Below are 17,048 nucleotides of genomic sequence, written 5' to 3' on the forward strand. Positions count from 1 at the left end.
CTTCGCGGGTGTGTGGGTTGCAGCCCCACCGATCTGTAGGTCGGACTTTAGTCCGACACCGGGTGTGTGATTTGGGCCGCGCTGTCGGACTGAAGTCCGACCTACAGGGGTTTCGCGGGTGTGTGGGTTGAAGCCTCACCGATCTGTAGGTCGGACTTTAGTCCGACACCGGGAGCTTGATTGGGCCGTGCTGTCGGACTGAAGTCCGACCTACAGGGGTTTCGCGGGTGTGTGGGTTGAAGCCTCACCGATCTGTAGGTCGGACTTTAGTCCGACACCGGGTGCTTGATTGGGCCGTGCTGTCGGACTGAAGTCCGACCTACAGGGGTTTCGCGGGTTTGTGGGTTGCAGCCCCACCGATCTGTAGGTCGGACTTTAGTCCGACATGAACTGGCTTAGCGGCGCTTGCCGACCACGTCGTCCACTTCGGTGAGGAGCGGCGACGGGGTGGTGAGGAGGGTGTCGAGCTGCTTGCGGTCGGCGGCGATCACGTTTTCGATGTTGTCCGGGGTGAGCTGGATGCCGAACCTGCCATCGGCGTCGGGTGCGCCCATCACCCGGGCGATCACCTTGTCGCCCAGGGCGCGCTTGAAGTGGCCGGCTTCCCAGAAATACTGGAGGTGGGTCTTGCGGTCGCCCGGGGCGGGGATGGCTTCGAGGGTTTCGGGGCCGATGCCGCTGAAATCCCATACCTCGACGCCCGGATGGCGGGCGGCGATGGCGACGACCATGCGCTTCCAGTCGTTGAAGAGATCGGCGAGGCCGAGCCTGGCCTGCATCAGGCGGATTTCGGCGTGGTAGGGGTAGATCACCAGCCGGGCCTTGCCGCCGCTCGTCTGGATGCCGGCGAGGAGGGCGTCGAGGGCCTGCTGGTCGATGGATTGCCCCTCGGCGGGCTGGATGGCCTTGGCCTTGCGGCCCCAGTTGCGGGCGTTCTCGTCGGCGCGCTGGCGGAACAGGATGTAGTGGCCGCTGTTGTCCACCTCGGCGATGTAGTTGTCCAGCGGGTTGAAGCCGCGCTCGGTGAGGGTGGCGGCGTAGCGGGCGCGCTGCAGGGCGGCCGTCTTGGCGGAATCCCGCAGGCCGGTGATGGAGAACACGGTTTCGGCCAGCACCTTGCCGTCGATCTGCGGTGGGGTGTCGAGGGGCGGCAGCGGGGCGGCCTTGGTGGAGCCGAGGAAGTCGTAGAACTCGACGCCGATGAGGGCGACCTTGGGCGTGCAGCCGGCGGCCTGCAGCCAGCCAAACTGGCGCTGCGCCATGCTCACCGCCGAGCCGGGGATGGAATGGTTGAAGGCCGACAGGCCCTGGGCGGCAAAGGCCGGGTGCTCGGGATCGAAGCCGATCTCGGCGCGGGAATTGCCGAAGATGCCGGCGCTGGGGCACAGCCGGCGGGCGGCCTGCCAGCGGGTGAGCTCCCGGTGGTGGTCGAGATAGGGCTTGGTGGCGCTGAGGCCGGCGATCCGCGGCGACCCGAAGATGCCCAGCGGGTCGATGAAGACATTGATGGCGCCCACCAGCGCGACGCAGGCGACGAGGGTTGCCAGCATCCAGCGCAGGTAGCTGGCCCAGGAGAAGGGAGTCGTCGGGGAAGCCATCAGAACTGGAAGTACAGGAATTCGGTGGGGCGGGACAGGGCCAGCACGCCCAGCGCGAACAGCAGGCCGATGGCGAGCGCGCTGCGCCGGCTGGGCTGCCAGGCCAGGCGACGGGCCACGGGTTGGGCGTGGCGGCTGTCTTCGGGCAGGGCGGGGTCGAAGCGGCCCATGATCTCTTGCGTGTTGGGAGCGAAGAAGGCCACCAGCGCGCCGACGATCACCCAGGCCCAGGTCTCGACGAAGGCCGCGCCGCCACCGAGGCTCACGCCGATGCCGAGGCCATCCACCACGCCCTTGAGCGGGCCGAGGCGGGACAGGATGGGCTCGGGCAGGCTGGCGCCAAACTGGCCGAGCATGCCGGCGATGAGCTTGTTGGCGGTGGCCAGATCCGGCGCGCGGAAGTAAACCCACGCAAACACCACGCACAGGAAGGTGAGGGCAACCCCCAGAAAACGCCCCAGGCCGGCCGGCAGATGCACCGGCACCCGGCGGCAGACGTCCTGCCAGGCATGATTGACCACCAGGAAGCCGCCGTGGAGCGCGCCCCAGATCACGAAGTTCCAGCCAGCGCCGTGCCACAGGCCGCCCAGCACCATGGTGGTGAGCAGGTTGAAATGGCGGCGGAAGCGCCCGTGGCGGTTGCCTCCCAGGGGAATGTAAAGGTAGTCGCGCAGGAAGCGCGAGAGCGTCATGTGCCAGCGGCGCCAGAACTCGGTGATGTTGCGCGACTTGTAGGGCGAGTTGAAGTTGAGCGGCAGGCGCACGCCGAACATCCGCGACAGGCCGATGGCCATGTCGGAATAACCCGAGAAGTCGAAGTACAGCTGGAAGGTGTAGGCCAGCGCGCCGCCCCAGGCATTGAACAGGGTGAGGGCGTCGGCATTCGGGGCGAAGACAGGGGCGGCGTAGTCGGCGAGGCTGTCGGCGATCAGCACCTTCTTGGCGAGGCCGATGGCGAAGATGGTGAGGCCGATGGCGAAGTTGGCGGCGTGAGGGCGGTAATTACGGTCCTCGTCGAACTGCGGCATCATCTCCTTGTGGTGCAGCACCGGGCCCGCGATGAGGTGCGGGAAGTAGGTGACGAACAGCACGTAGTAGATGAAGCGGTATTCGGTGACCTTGCCGGCGTAGGCGTCGGCGAGGAAGGCGATCTGGGTGAAGGTGAAGAACGAGATCCCGATGGGCAGGATGATCCCGAGGATCGGCCAGTCGGTGCCCAGCAGGGCGTTGGCGCTGGAGAGGAAGAAGTCGGCGTACTTGTAGTAGCCCAGCAGCACCAGATTGACGATCACCGCCAGGGTGAGCACCCGGCGCCCCTCGGCGGTGCCGGCGCGGCGGGCGATGTAGCCGCCGGCCAGGTAGTTGGCGCAGATCGAGGCGAGCAGCAGGGCCAGGTAGCGGTAATCCCACCAGGCGTAGAAGAACAGCGAGCTGGCGGCCAGCCAGGCCGCGCCGGCCTGTTTGCCGATGCGGCCCAGAATGAAGAAGCCGAGCAGCGTGACCGGCAGGTAGGCCAGCAGGAAGGAATACGAATTGAACAGCATGCGTGCGTGGGGGGCGGTGCCGCGCCCTTGAGTCGACCGGGCGCAGCTTATCCGCTTTGAGTGCCCCGCGCTGTGGCGGAAGGTTGCGGGGTGAAAGATATGTCACGGCGCCGGGTGCCGGCGCCGTGAAATCACCGGCGCAGCTCGGCGTGCAGGGCGCTGAATTCCTGGGCCAGCTTGTGCTTCGGGTCGAGGTGGATCATCGGCTTGGCCTGCTCGTGGCTTTCGCGGATCTTGATCGAGCTGGACAGGTAGGTCTTGAAGATCGGCAGGCCTTCGTCGATGAGCTCCTGCACCAGCTTTTGCGGCAGGCTGGCGCGGGGCTGGAACTGATTGACGACGATGCCTTCAACTTCCAGATCGCGGTTGTGGTCGGCCTTGATCTCCTGAACGTTCTCGAGCAGCGCGTAGAGCGCCCGGCGCGAGAAGTCGTCGCAGTCGAAGGGGATCAGGCACAGCCGGGTGGCGATGAGCGCCGAGCGGGTGAAGAAGTTGAGGGCCGGCGGGGTGTCGATGAACACCGCGTCGAAGTCGTCGGCGAGCTCATCGAGCGCGTCGCGCAGCTTGAAGATCTTGTAGCGGGATTCGAGCTTGCCCTGGAGCTCTTCGAGATCCGGGTGGGACGGCAGGATCGACAGGTTGGCGAAGGGCGTCGGCTGGACGAACTCGGCGGTCTTCTTGGGGTTGAACTTGAAGTTCAACGTTTGCTCGAAGAGCCCGGCGATGGTGTCGTCGGCGTTCTCGGCGCCGTTGCCGAGCAGATAGTGGGTGGAGTTGCCCTGCGGGTCCAGATCCACCACCAGCGTGCGCAGGCCGTTGGCGGCGCTGATCGCCGCGAGGTTGCAGGTGATGGTGGATTTGCCCACGCCGCCCTTCTGGTTGAACACCACTCGTCGCATCGTCTCTTCCCTCTGATCTTTGGTGCCAGTGTTATGACTGGGCGCGATTGTGCCACGCAATGCGGGTCCGCCCTAATTACGAGGGGTGCGAAAATGCGCCTCGTCGGTTAAACTCGCCCGACAAGAATAATCTGCAGTCTTCGTCGCCCCCTCCCGGCGGCGGAACTCCGGCCAGGCGCAGGCGTCAATCGCACCCGGCCGTCAGACCATGCAAATGCCCACTTCGGGGCATCCAAGACGCTTACAGACTTCCGTGTGCAGCAGGGTTAGCGCTCCTTGCCCGCTTGGCCGTTTGCCTTGCGGGGAGGGGTCGGACCATTTTTTTTGGTAGAGATAGAACATGGACAAGGATTTCATCGCCGCCGCCCTCGAGTACCACCGTAGCCCGACCCGCGGCAAGATTTCGGTGGTGCCGACCAAGGGCCTGACCAACCAGCGCGACCTGGCGCTGGCCTACTCCCCTGGCGTGGCCGCCGCCTGTGACGCCATCGTGGCCGATCCGGCCGACGCGCAGGAATACACCTCCCGCGGCAACCTGGTGGCCGTGGTCACCAACGGCACCGCGGTGCTGGGCCTGGGCAACATCGGCCCGCTGGCCGCCAAGCCGGTGATGGAAGGCAAGGGCTGCCTCTTCAAGAAGTTCGCCAACATCGACGTGTTCGACATCGAACTCGCCGAGAACGACCCGGACAAGCTGATCGACATGATCGCCGCCCTCGAGCCCACCCTCGGCGGCATCAACCTCGAGGACATCAAGGCGCCCGAGTGCTTCTACATCGAGCAGAAGCTGCGCGAGCGGATGAAGATCCCGGTCTTCCACGACGACCAGCACGGCACCGCCATCATCTCCGCCGCCGCGATGCTCAACGGCCTCAAGGTGGTCGGCAAGAAGATCGACGAAGTGAAGGTGGTGTGTTCCGGCGCCGGCGCCGCGGCGATCGCCTGTCTTGAGCTGTGGTGCGGCCTCGGCATCAAGCGCGAGAACGTCTTCGTGTGCGACTCGAAGGGCGTGATCTACGTGGGCCGTGACGAGAAGATGGAGCCGACCAAGGCCCGTTACGCCCAGAACACCGAATTCCGCACCCTCGCCGACGCGATGGTCGGTGCCGACGTGTTCCTCGGCCTGTCCACCGCCGGCGTGCTCAAGCCCGAGATGGTCAAGGGCATGGCCGACAAGCCGCTGATCTTCGCGCTGGCCAACCCGACCCCGGAAATCATGCCGGAGCTGGCCAAGGAAGTCCGCCCCGACGCCATCATTGCCACCGGCCGTTCGGATTACCCGAACCAGGTGAACAACGTGCTGTGCTTCCCGTTCATCTTCCGCGGTGCCCTCGATGCCGGCGCCACGACGATCAACGAAGAGATGAAGCTCGCCTGCGTGAAGGCCATCGCCGAGCTGGCCGAAGCCGAGCAGTCCGACGTGGTGGCCCAGGCCTACGGCGGCGCCGATCTTTCCTTCGGCCCGAACTACCTGATCCCCAAGCCCTTCGACCCGCGCCTGATCGTCAAGATCGCCCCGGCCGTGGCCCAGGCCGCCATCGATTCCGGCGTGGCCACGCGCAAGGTCGACATGGACGCCTACGTCCAGAGCCTGACCGAGTTCGTGTACCAGTCCGGCATCATCATGAAGCCGGTGTTCTCCACCGCCAAGCGCATCCCCGCCGACAAGAAGCGCGTGCTCTACGCGGAAGGCGAGAGCGAGCGCGTGCTGCGCGCCGTGCGTGCGGTGGTCGATGAAAACCTGGCCCGTCCGATCCTCATCGGCCGTCCGGCGGTCATCGACATGCGCATCGAGAAGTTCGGCCTCAACCTCAAGTCCGGCCGCGACTTCGATGTGGTGAATGTGGAATCCGACAGCCGCTACCGCGAGCTGTGGCAGGAGTACTACCGCCTGATGGGCCGCGACGGCGTCACGCCGGATTCCGCCCGCGAAGCCCTGCGCTCCGACACCACCCTGATCGGCTGCATGCTGCTGCGTCGCGGCGACGCCGACGCCCTGGTGTGCGGCACCACCGGCTCCTACGACCACCACTTCGAGCACGTCCAGAACCTGATCGGCCTGAAGAACGGCGCCAGCCTGTACGCGGCGATGAACATCCTGCTGCTGCCCCAGCGCGTGCTGGCCATCACCGACACTTACGTGAACGAGATGCCGAGCGCCGAGGACGCCGCCGAGATCGCCGTGATGGCGGCCGACGAGCTGAAGCGTTTCGGCATCGAGCCGAAGGTGGCCCTGCTGTCCCACTCCAACTTCGGCAGCGCCCGGTCCACCTCGTCCCGCCGCATGCGCGAAGCCCGCGACATCCTGCGCGTCAAGGCGCCGGACCTGCAGTGCGACGGCGAGATGCACGGCGACTCGGCCCTGTCCCACGAGATCCGCGAGCGTCTGCACCCGGATTCGACCCTCCACGGCGAAGCCAACCTGCTGGTGATGCCCAATCTGGATGCCGCCAACATCGCCTTCAACCTGCTCAAGGTTGCCCACGGCGACGGCGTGTCGGTGGGGCCGATCCTCCTTGGTAGCGCCCGCGCGGTGCACATCCTGACCCCGTCGGCGTCCGTGCGCCGGCTGGTGAACATCACCGCCCTGGCGGTGGTGGACGCCATGGAGCAGCGCGAAGGCAACTGATCCCGCGCGCTCCGTCCCCCGGCGGGCATGGCCTTTTGCGCATGCCCGCCGGGGGCGGCGGACGCTCACCTCCGGTACAATCGTGGCCCACGATGTCCTGCGAGGTGACGCCATGACTCATCTGATCCGTTTCGACCGCATCGGCGGCCCCGACGTCCTGCAATGGGTCGAGGCCGACCTGCCGCCGCCAGCTGCCGGCGAAGTCCGCATCCGCCACGAGGCGGTCGGCGTCAATTACATCGATACCTATCACCGCTCCGGGCTTTACCCGCTGACGCTGCCGTCCGGCCTCGGCCAGGAAGCGGCGGGCGTCGTCGAAGCCGTCGGCGAGGGTGTGGTGGAGTTCGTGCCCGGCGACCGGGTTGCCTACGTGGGCGGCCCCCTCGGGGCGTATTCCGAAAGCCGCAACATCGCGGCCAGCCTGCTGGTCAATCTGCCCGACAGCCTGAGCTTCGAGCAGGGCGCGGCGATGATGATGCAGGGGCTCACCGCCCAGTACCTGCTGCGTCGCACCTACCGGGTCCAGCCCGGCGATACCATCCTGATCCACGCCGCCGCGGGTGGAGTGGGGCTGATCGTCTGCCAGTGGGCCAAGGCCCTGGGCGCCACGGTGATCGGCACCGTAAGCTCGGACGCCAAGGCCGAGATCGCCCGGCAGCATGGCTGCGATCACACGATTATTTACACCCGCGAATCGGTTTCGGGCCGCGTCCGTGAAATTACCGCGGGCGAAGGCGTGCCGGTGGTTTACGATTCCATCGGCAAGGACACGTTCATGGATTCCCTGGCCTGCCTGCGGCCGCTGGGGGTGATGGTCACCTTCGGCAATGCCTCGGGCCCGGTGCCGGCTTTCGAGCCCGCGCTGCTCGCCAGGATGGGCTCCCTGTTCCTGACGCGTCCGACCCTGTTCCACTACATCGCCCGGCGCGAGGATCTGCTGGCGATGTCCGATGAACTGTTCGACGTGGTGGCCTCCGGTCAGGTCCGCCTGTCGATCAACCAGCGCTATCCGCTCAAGGATGCCGCCGTCGCCCACCGCGAACTCGAGGCCCGGCGCACCACCGGCTCGACCGTCCTGCTTCCGTGATCATGAAATCCGCAATTCCGCTTTCTGCTTCTGCCGTCCTGGCCCTGTTCCTGTCCCTTCCGCTGGCTCCGGCCAGCGCTGCGCCGCCGGCTCCGCCGACCGCCGCGGTGCTGACGCCGGGCCAGGTGGCCTTCATGCAGGCCGAAACCCGGCGCATCGAGGAGGCCTTCATCCAGAAGGTGATGAGCATCACCGGCGCCAGCCACGATCAGGTGGTGCGCGCGATCCCCGCCAAGGGCCGCCTCACCGACCGTCTGGCGCGGATCTACAACTCGCTGGAACGTGACCTGAAGGCGCCGCTCACCGATGAGCAGCAGGCGCTGATCTTCGCCGCCGAGGGCGAGCGCAAGCAGGCGCTGAAGGATCTGCCGGCCCAGGCGGCGGGCCGCTGAAAGGGACGCGGGCCGCCCGGCCCGCTCAGAACAGCTCGATGTCGTTGTCGGGCTTGTCGCGCACGGCGACCTTGCCCGCGCGGAGGGCCGCTTCGTAGCTGGCGATCTGGTTGCGGCCGTTTTCCTTGGCCACGTACAGCGCCTCGTCGGCCCGGCCGACGATCTCCGGGATGGTGTCGGATGCGCTGATGTGGGTGTAGCCGGCGCTCACCGTGACCTGCCCGACCTGCGGGAAAACGTAGTTCTCGACGGCGGTGCGGAAGCGTTCGAGGGCTGTGCGCACCTCGTCTTCCGACATCGCGCGCAGGGTGACGACGAACTCCTCGCCGCCAAAACGGAACAGCTTGTCCTGGTGACGGAAGCTCTCACGCATGATGCGGGCGAGGAGGATCAGCACCTCGTCGCCGTACAGGTGGCCGAAGTGATCGTTGATGCGCTTGAAGTGGTCTACGTCGACCACCGCCAGCCAGTGGTTGCCGTCTTCCTGCTGGCGCCGGCGACGGACGGCGGCCGGATCGTTTTCGGCGGCCTGCATCGCGGCCATGCCGGCGAGGATCTTCGACAGGCTCTCGTCGAAGGTCTTGCGGTTGAGCATCCCGGTGAGGGTGTCCCGCTCGCTGTAGTCCAGCAGGCTCAGGTAGTTGCGGTAGAGCCCCAGGAAACCTTCGGCGGTGCCCAGGTCGTCTTCCGAGAGCGGGCGGTCGCAGGAGACTTCGAGCACGCCCAGCACGCGCCGGTCGACGCTGATCGGAAAACAGTGGATGTAGGCGCCGGTTTCCTTGAGCTCCCGTCGCACGATCTGCGAGTTCTCGACGCAGGCGAGGATCTCCGGCCGGGTGCCGATGGGCTGGGGGTCGTCGATCTCGGCTTCGGTCGCGTAGCGAACCCCGTCGCTGCCTACGTGGGTGACCTGTTCGAGGGCGCGGGCATCGCCATCCCCGACGATCTTGTGAAGATTGACCTCGCGGGCCTTGACCAGCTCGAACAACGCTGACGCGACGCCTAGCTCAAGCAAGGCCCTGTCTCGATGTTGGGTGATGGATTCGACGTGCTTGAGGACGTGGATCATGGTGCCCGGTGCGACATTATTGGCTTTTTGTGGTCACATTTTCGCGATTCTACCTGTACTTGGCAGTGCAGCGGAGCCTGGATGCCGCAGGGCGGCTGCAGGGCCACGGGCGGTCGCGCCGAGAAGTCGGGATTGCGTCGTCGCCCGGCTGCGTATAATCCGGGCTTCCCTCTGCAATTTCCTTCCCTCTTGAACTACGACACTTTCATCAACGTTCTGTTCTCCCGGGTGCCCCGGGCCGACGTGACCCGTGCGCTGGTGGTGATCAATTCGGTCGTCTTTGCGGCGCTGGCAATCGCGGCGGTGAATCCCATGCAGATCCCGCCCGATCTGCTGATCCGGTTTGGCGGCAACTTCGCCCCGCTGGTCCAGCAGGGTGAGGGGTGGCGCTTCTTCACCGCGCTCTTCCTGCACGGCGGGCTGCTCCACGTGGGGCTCAACATGCTGGCGCTGCACCAGGCCGGGCAGGTGGTCGAGCGGCTGTTCGGGCGGTGGGGCTTCCTGACCATCTACGTGATCGCCGGCCTGCTGGGCAATGCGGCCAGCCTGTGGTGGAAGCCGGGCCCGGTGAGCGTCGGCGCGTCCGGGGCGATCTTCGGCGTGTATGGTGCGCTGCTGGCCTACCTGCTGCGTCAGCGGGGGTCGGTGCCCACCGAGGTGTTCCGCGAGATGCGCTCGGGTACCCTGGGCTTCATCGGTTATTCGCTGTTTGCCGGCTTCTCGATTCCGGGCATCGACAACGCCGCCCACCTGGGCGGCCTGGTGGGCGGGCTGCTGCTGGGCGCGGCCTTTGCCGAGCCGCTGGTGTCGCCGAAGCCGGTGCGCTGGCTTGCGCCCCAGGTGCTGGGCGGGCTGCTGCTGGCGGCGGCGCTGGGCAGCTGGCTGTGGAAGGAGTCGCCCCAGGTGGTGCGCAATTTCGAGATCGGTTCGGCCTACCAGCAGACGATCCGCCAGTTTGCCCTCGAAGAGCAGGAGCTCCTGCGCGAGCAGGCCGCGCTGATGGACGCCATGCGCCAGAAGCGGATCACCGAAGCGGCGGCCCTCGACAAGCTGGAGCACGACTTCATCCCCCGCTGGGACCGGGCCATCACCGCCCTGTCGTGGCGCGAGGCGCCGGACGACTACGAATGGCAGCGGGACGAGCTGGTGCATTACGCCACCACCCGCCGCGACGCCCTGAAGGCGCTGGCCCAGGCCATCGAAACCCATCAGGCGGTGTGGATCGAGCGTTCGCGCACCCTGCAGGTGCAGGCCGACAACATCCTGCTGCAGATGCGCCTGCGCAAGTCGGTGGAGGCCGCCGGCCGCTAGTCGGGAAATCTCGCCACGGGGGTCAACCGGCGGCCGGCCGGAAGGTAAAATCCCGGGATGCCTGAATCCCACTCCCCCCGTTTCATCCATCTGCGCCTTCACACCGAGTATTCGATCTCCGACGGGATCGCGCAGGTGGATTCCGCCATTGCCCGCGCCGTCGCCGACGGCATGCCGGCGCTGGGCATCTCCGATCTGGCCAACCTGTTCGGGATGGTCAAGTTCTACAAGGGCGCCCGCGGCAAGGGCCTCAAGCCGGTGATCGGCTGCGACGTCTGGATCACCAACGCGGTCGATCGCGACAAGCCGTCCCGCGTCCTCCTGATCTGCAAGAACCGCAAGGGCTACGGCCAGCTGTGCGAGCTGCTGACCCTGGCCTTCATGGAGAACAAGTATCGCGGCCGCGCCGAGATCCGCCGTGAATGGCTGACCGCCGAAGCCGCGTCCGATCTCATCTGCCTGTCGGGTGCCAAGGACGGCGACGTGGGGCACGCGCTGGCCAACGGCAACATGCAGATGGCCGAGAGCCTGGCCGCCGACTGGGCCCGGCGCTTCCCGGATTCGTTCTACATCGAGCTGCAGCGCGCTGGGCATCCGGGCACTGAAACCTACATCCGCGAGGCCGTCCAGCTCGCCTCGCGGCTCAACCTGCCGGTGGTCGCCACCCACCCGATCCAGTTCATCCGGCCCGAGGACTTCAAGGCCCACGAGGCGCGGGTGTGCATCGCCGAAGGCTACGTGCTGGCCGACAAGCGCCGGCCCAAGGATTTCACCGAGCAGCAGTACTTCAAGACCCAGGACGAGATGGCGGCGCTCTTTGCCGACATTCCCGAGGCGCTCGAGAACAGCGTCGAGATCGCCCGCCGCTGCTCGCTCACGGTGCAGCTGGGCAAGAACTTCCTGCCGCTGTTCCCGACGCCCGACGGCATGAGCCTCGACGACTTCCTTGTACAGGAAGCCAAGGCCGGCCTCGAGGAACGTCTCGCCCAGCTCTATCCGCACCCCGAGGAGCGCGAGGCCCAGCGCCAGCGCTACGAAGACCGTCTCAAGTTCGAGACCGACACCATCGTCCAGATGGGCTTCCCGGGCTACTTCCTGATCGTGGCGGACTTCATCCAGTGGGCCAAGAACAACGGCGTGCCGGTGGGGCCGGGGCGGGGGTCGGGTGCGGGCTCGCTGGTGGCTTACTCCCTCAAGATCACCGACCTTGATCCGCTCGCCTACGCGCTGCTGTTCGAGCGCTTCCTCAACCCCGAGCGGGTGTCGATGCCCGACTTCGACATCGACTTCTGCCAGGACAACCGCTACCGCGTGATCGAGTACGTGCGCGAGCGCTACGGCAAGGACGCGGTGAGCCAGATCGCCACCTTCGGCACGATGGCCTCGAAGGCCGTGGTGCGCGACGTGGGCCGCGTGCTGGATCTGCCCTACGGCCTGTGCGACCGCCTCTCCAAGCTGATCCCGGTGGTGCAGAACAAGCCGCTTTCGCTGGCCGACGCCCGCGCCCAGGAGCCGCAGATCAACGAGCTGATGGCCGACGGTAACGACGGCGAGTCGATCCAGGAACTCTGGAGCCTCGCCGAGCCGCTCGAAGGCCTCACCCGCGGCGTCGGCATGCACGCCGGGGGTGTGCTGATCGCGCCGGGCAAGCTCACCGATTTCTGTCCGCTCTACATCGCCGACGGCGAGGACGCCACGCCGGTGTCCCAGTTCGACAAGGACGACGTGGAAGCCGTCGGCCTCGTGAAGTTCGACTTCCTGGGCCTGCGAAACCTCACCATCATCGAGCTGGCGCTCGATTACGTCGAGCGTCTCACCGGCTCTAAGCCCGACCTCATGAGCCTGGGCTTCGAAGACCAGGCCGCCTACCAGATCCTCCGGGACGCCAACACCACGGCGATCTTCCAGGTGGAATCGGAAGGCATGAAGAAGCTCCTGAAAAAGCTCGCGCCCGACCGCTTCGAAGACATCATCGCCGTGCTGGCGCTCTACCGTCCGGGCCCGCTGGGCTCGGGGATGGTGGACGACTTCATCCTCCGGAAGAAGGGCCAGCAGGCCATCGACTACTTCCACCCGGATCTCACCGCCTGCCTGTCGCCCACCTACGGGGTGATCGTGTATCAGGAGCAGGTGATGCAGATCTCCCAGATCATCGGGGGCTACACCCTGGGCGGCGCCGACATGCTGCGTCGGGCAATGGGCAAGAAGAAGCCCGAGGAGATGGCCAAGCACCGGGAGACCATCGCCGCGGGGGCTCGCCAGAAGGGCTACGACCCGGCGCTGGCCGAGCAGCTCTTCGACCTGATGACCAAGTTTGCCGAGTACGGCTTCAACAAGTCGCACACGGCAGCCTACGCGGTGGTCACCTACCACACCGCGTGGCTCAAGGCCTATCACTGCTCGGCGTTCATGGCGGCCACCATGTCCGCCGATCTGGACAACACCGACACGATCAAGATCTTCTACGAGGACACGCTCGCCAACGGCATCAAGGTGCTGCCGCCGGACGTGAACCAGTCGGACTACCGCTTCGTGCCCACCGACTCGAAGACCATCCGCTACGGCCTGGGGGCGGTGAAGGGCGTGGGCGAGCCGGCGGTGCGGGCCATCCTCGCTGCGCGGGAAGCCGGGCCGTTCAAGGATCTGTTCGACTTCGCCTGCCGGGTGGACAAGCGGATGGCCAACCGCCGCGTGATCGAAGCCCTGATCCGCGCCGGCGCCTTTGACACCCTCGACCCCGTGCAGCCGGCCGACCGGGCCAAGCTGCTGGCTTCGGTGGGCATCGCCATGGAAGCCGCCGAGCAGATCGCCGCCAACGCCATGCAGAGCGGCCTGTTCGACATGCCCGGCATGGAAGCCCCGCCGATGGCCGACTACGTCAAGGTGCGGCCGTGGGGCGAGCGCGAGCGCCTGAAGGAAGAAAAGCTGGCGATCGGCTTCTTCCTCTCCGGCCATCCCTTCAACGCCTTCAAGCCCGAAGTGCGGCGCTTCGTGCGGCGCACCCTGGCCCACGTGGAGCCGTCGAAGGATCTCGTCACCCTGGCCGGCGTGGTGATGGAAGTGCGCGCCAAGATGACCGCCCGCGGCAAGATCGCCTTCGTGCTGCTGGACGACGGCACCACGCCCCGGGAGGTGTCGGTGTTCTCGGAGACCTTCGACAACAACCGGGAGCGCATCGTGGTGGACGAGGTGCTGATCGTCGACGCCAAGGTGAGCCCCGATGATTTCTCCGGCCCCGGTGGCCTGCGCATCGTCGCCGACCGCCTGATGACCCTTGGCGAGGCCCGCGGCCGCTTTGCCCGCGCCCTGCAGCTCAAGCTCAACGGCGAAGTCGGTGAGGCGGGTGGCGCTACCGCCGCAGCCGAGCGCCTGCAGACGATGCTCACCCCCTTCCGCGAAGGCGAGTGCCCGATCCGCGTGCGCTACCGCAACGCCGAGGCCGAGGCCGACTTCCCCCTCGGCCCGGGCTGGCGCGTGCGCCCCGACGACAGCCTGCTGGAAAGCCTGCGCGAATGGCTACCCCCTGATTCCGTTGAAGTGATCTACTCATGAGCAACTGTTTTCTCGACGCCAGCCTCCTTGACGAGCTGGTCGCCAAGGCCCGTTCGGTGCCGCGCCTGCGCAGCCACCACAACCTCCACCTCGAATCCACCGAGCCGGCCCACCGCCTGCTGGTGGCGATCGAGCCGGATTCGTACGTGCGGCCCCATTGTCACCTCGATCCCAACAAGTCCGAGACCATCATCCCGCTGCGCGGGCGGCTCGGGGCGCTGGTGTTCGATGGGGAGGGCAAGGTGCTGGAGGCGCGGGTGATCGCGCCAGAGGCCGGCGCGTTCGGCTTTCACGTGCCGGCCGGGGTGTTCCACAGCATCGTGGCGCTGGAGAGCGGCACGGTGTTCATCGAGATCAAGGCCGGCCCCTACGCGGTGCCGGTGGCGGCCGAATGGGGCCAGTGGGCGCCGGCCGAGGGCGAGCCGGGCGTTGCCGGCTACCTGGCCGAGATGAAGCGCGCCTTTACAGCGGTCTGATCGGCGTGGCCGGCAGGCTGCCGGCCTCAAGCAGCCCCGTCACCGCGTCGGCCGGCAGGGGCGGGCTGAACAGATAGCCCTGGGCGGCGGAGCAGCCTTCGCGGAGCAGGAAGGCCATCTGCTCGGGGGTTTCCGTGCCTTCGGCGATCACCTCCAGGTGCAGGCTATGGCCGAGCTGGATGATCGCCCGCACGATGGTGGCGTCTTCCGGGTCGTCGGTCAGATCCCGCACGAAGCTCTGGTCCACCTTCAGCCGGTCCACCGGGAAGCGCTTGAGATAGGCCAGACTCGAATAGCCGGTGCCGAAGTCGTCGATCGACAGGCGCACCCCCAGCGCCTTGAGCCGCGCGAGGGTGGCGGATACATCCGGGCCGGACTGCATCAGCAGGGATTCGGTGAGCTCCAGTTCGAGCCAGCGGCCGTCGAGCCCGCTTGCAGCTAGCGCGGCGGCCACGCTCGCCACGATGTCGCTGCGGCGGAACTGCAGCGCCGACAGATTCACCGCCACCGGCATCGGCGGAAAGCCTGCATCCTGCCAGGCGACGGCCTGGCGGCAGGCGGTGCCGAGCACCCATTCGCCGATCGGCACGATCAGCCCGCATTCTTCGGCCAGGGGGATGAAACGTGCCGGCGAGATGCCCCCCATCACGCCGCTGAACCAGCGCAGCAGCGCCTCCACGCCGATGATCCGGCCGCTCATCAGGTCAACCTGCGGCTGGTAGAAGAGCTGGAATTCCTCCTGGGCCAGGGCGTGGCGCAGGCCATTTTCGAGGTGCAGGCGCTCCAGGGCGTTGACGTTCATCGCCTCGTCGAAGAAGCGGTAGGTGTTCCGGCCGCTCTCCTTGGCGTGGTACATGGCGGTGTCGGCGTTCTTCATCAGCAGCTCGACGCTGTTGCCATCCTCGGGGTAGAGGGCGATGCCGATGGAGAACGAGGTGCCGAGCTGCTGCCCGTCCACGTCGAATGGCGGGCCGAGCAGGTCGAGGATCTTCTCGGCCACCCGCGCCGCGTCGTCGGGCACGTCCACGTCGGTGAGCACGATCAGGAACTCGTCGCCCCCCTGGCGGCTCACCGTGTCGGTCTCGCGCACGCAGCTGGTGAGGCGCTGGGCGACACCCTGCAGCAGGCGGTCCCCGATCATGTGGCCGAGGGAGTCGTTGATCGTCTTGAAGCGGTCGAGATCGAGGAACATCAGCGCGATGCGCTTGCCGTGACGGGTGGCGCTGGCCAGGGCCTGATCGAGGCGGTCGCGCAGCAGAGTTCGGTTGGGCAGGCCGGTGAGCGGGTCGTGCTGGGCCAGGAAGGCGATGCGCGCTTCCGAGGCCTTGCGCTCGGTGATGTCGGACAGCACCGCCACGTAGTGGGTGACCCGTCCGGTCTTGTTGCGAACGGCGCTGATCGACAGGGACGAGGGATAGAAGGTGCCGTTCTTGCGCCGGTCGTGGATCTCGCCCTGCCAGAAGCCCATGATGTTGATGTCCCGCCACATGGCTTCGTAGAAGGCCTTGTCGTGGTGGCCGGAGCACAGCAGGTGGGGCGTCTGGCCGATGGCTTCCTCCGCGGTGTAGCCGGTGACGTCGGTGAAGGCCCGGTTGACGGACAGGATGCGCTCGTCGGCGTCGGTGACGATGATCGCCTCGACGCTGTTCTGGAACACCGTCCAGGCGAGGCGCGATTGTTCTTCGTGGGTACGGCGCACGGTGATGTCGGCGATGGTGGTCACCACGCCGCGTACCGGGGCGGCGGGATCATCGTCCTCGAAGAGCGGCACCGCGTTGCTCCACAGCCAGCGCCGGCTGCCGTCGGAGCGGTCGATGCCGAGTATGCCGGCCTGGGGCAGGCCCGAGCGCAGGGCGCGGGCCGACGGGGTGTTGTTGGGCTCGAGCGGCGTGCCGTCCTCGTCGAGGTAGGTGATGAGCGTCTCCAAGGCGCTCCAGTCGTGGAGCTGGTCGGAGGACAGGCCCAGGATCTCGCAGGCGGCGACGTTGTGGGCGAGGAGCCTTCCGCTGGCATCGCGCATGACCACGCCTTCGCCCATCGACGCGAGGAGGGTGCCCAGGCGGGTTTCCCGCTCGCGCAGTTCGGCTTCGGTGTTGCGCCGGTCGGTGATGTCGAGGCAGGAGCCGATGTAGCCGACGAATTCGCCGTCGGCGTCGAAGATCGGCCGGCCGGTGTCGATGATCCAGCGGTATTCGCCGTCGTGGCGGCGCAGGCGGTATTCCATCTCGAAGGGCGTGCGGACCGCGAAGTGCTCGAGATAGGTGCTGACGCAGCGGTCGAAATCCTCGGGGTGGACGCCGGTGGTCCAGCCGTCGCCGAACTCCTGTTCAAAGCTGCGGCCGGTGAAATTGAGCCAGGTCTGGTTGAAGTAGTTGCACTTTGCGTTCAGGCCGGATCGCCAGATCAGCGCGGGCAGGTGGTCGAACAGGGACATGGAGTTGTCCCGGTTGACTGCCGGTTGAGTGAGCAAGGGCGTGGGCACGGTCTGTAC

Annotated in this window: 11 protein-coding genes; 6 read left to right on the forward strand and 5 right to left on the reverse strand. The window is 66.8% G+C overall.

Translation table 11 applies throughout. The features are described 5' to 3' along the window. Positions 1-395 precede the first annotated feature (395 nt). The 3 genes from GH681_RS10690 to GH681_RS10700 all read right to left on the reverse strand — a co-directional run bounded on the left by GH681_RS10690 (position 396) and on the right by GH681_RS10700 (position 4,041). Positions 396-1,598 carry a hypothetical protein gene (locus GH681_RS10690; protein ID WP_153161464.1) on the reverse strand — a complete coding sequence of 401 codons (1,203 nt, stop codon included), beginning with the start codon at positions 1,596-1,598 and terminating at the stop codon, positions 396-398. Continuing rightward, positions 1,598-3,142: an MBOAT family protein gene (locus GH681_RS10695; RefSeq protein WP_153161465.1), complete on the reverse strand. Its 1,545-nt coding sequence runs from the start codon at positions 3,140-3,142 to the stop codon at positions 1,598-1,600. The genes GH681_RS10690 and GH681_RS10695 overlap by 1 nt, the downstream gene beginning before the upstream one ends. A 131-nt stretch (positions 3,143-3,273) precedes the next feature. Beyond that, the gene (locus GH681_RS10700; protein ID WP_153161466.1) at positions 3,274-4,041 is read right to left on the reverse strand and encodes a ParA family protein; all 768 of its coding nucleotides are present in this window, start codon (positions 4,039-4,041) and stop codon (positions 3,274-3,276) included. Positions 4,042-4,381: 340 nt separating this feature from the next. Here GH681_RS10700 and GH681_RS10705 point away from each other — a divergent pair, with 340 nt between their 5' ends. The 3 genes from GH681_RS10705 to GH681_RS10715 all read left to right on the forward strand — a co-directional run bounded on the left by GH681_RS10705 (position 4,382) and on the right by GH681_RS10715 (position 8,149). Then, complete coding sequence (locus GH681_RS10705) at positions 4,382-6,670, forward strand: NADP-dependent malic enzyme (RefSeq protein WP_153161467.1); 2,289 nt, start codon at positions 4,382-4,384, stop codon at positions 6,668-6,670. 112 nt (positions 6,671-6,782) lie between these two features. Further along, positions 6,783-7,757: a quinone oxidoreductase gene (locus tag GH681_RS10710; protein WP_153161468.1), complete on the forward strand. Its 975-nt coding sequence runs from the start codon at positions 6,783-6,785 to the stop codon at positions 7,755-7,757. A gap of 2 nt (positions 7,758-7,759) precedes the next feature. Continuing rightward, positions 7,760-8,149: a hypothetical protein gene (locus GH681_RS10715; RefSeq protein WP_153161469.1), complete on the forward strand. Its 390-nt coding sequence runs from the start codon at positions 7,760-7,762 to the stop codon at positions 8,147-8,149. Between the two features lie 25 nt (positions 8,150-8,174). Here GH681_RS10715 and GH681_RS10720 read toward each other — a convergent pair whose 3' ends face one another. Next, positions 8,175-9,218: a GGDEF domain-containing protein gene (locus tag GH681_RS10720; protein WP_153161470.1), complete on the reverse strand. Its 1,044-nt coding sequence runs from the start codon at positions 9,216-9,218 to the stop codon at positions 8,175-8,177. A 189-nt stretch (positions 9,219-9,407) separates the two neighbouring features. Between GH681_RS10720 and GH681_RS10725 the strand changes: the two genes are divergently transcribed. Genes GH681_RS10725 through GH681_RS10735 form a run of 3 tightly spaced genes read left to right on the forward strand, consistent with a single transcriptional unit; the run spans position 9,408 to position 14,557 of the window. Next, the gene (locus tag GH681_RS10725) at positions 9,408-10,529 is read left to right on the forward strand and encodes a rhomboid family intramembrane serine protease (protein ID WP_194271204.1); all 1,122 of its coding nucleotides are present in this window, start codon (positions 9,408-9,410) and stop codon (positions 10,527-10,529) included. A 57-nt stretch (positions 10,530-10,586) separates the two neighbouring features. Next, on the forward strand, positions 10,587-14,081 hold the full coding sequence (dnaE, locus tag GH681_RS10730) for a DNA polymerase III subunit alpha (protein ID WP_153161472.1): 3,495 nt from the start codon (positions 10,587-10,589) through the stop codon (positions 14,079-14,081). Continuing rightward, positions 14,078-14,557 (forward strand): WbuC family cupin fold metalloprotein, encoded by a 480-nt coding sequence (locus tag GH681_RS10735; protein ID WP_153161473.1) that lies wholly within the window; start codon positions 14,078-14,080, stop codon positions 14,555-14,557. The genes dnaE and GH681_RS10735 overlap by 4 nt, the downstream gene beginning before the upstream one ends. Here GH681_RS10735 and GH681_RS10740 read toward each other — a convergent pair. Further along, positions 14,544-16,991 carry an EAL domain-containing protein gene (locus GH681_RS10740; protein WP_153161474.1) on the reverse strand — a complete coding sequence of 816 codons (2,448 nt, stop codon included), beginning with the start codon at positions 16,989-16,991 and terminating at the stop codon, positions 14,544-14,546. The two genes, GH681_RS10735 and GH681_RS10740, sit on opposite strands and share 14 nt — an antisense overlap. Positions 16,992-17,048 lie beyond the last annotated feature (57 nt).

Source organism: Zoogloea sp. 1C4, from assembly GCF_009469605.1.
GTDB lineage: Bacteria > Pseudomonadota > Gammaproteobacteria > Burkholderiales > Rhodocyclaceae > Zoogloea > Zoogloea oryzae.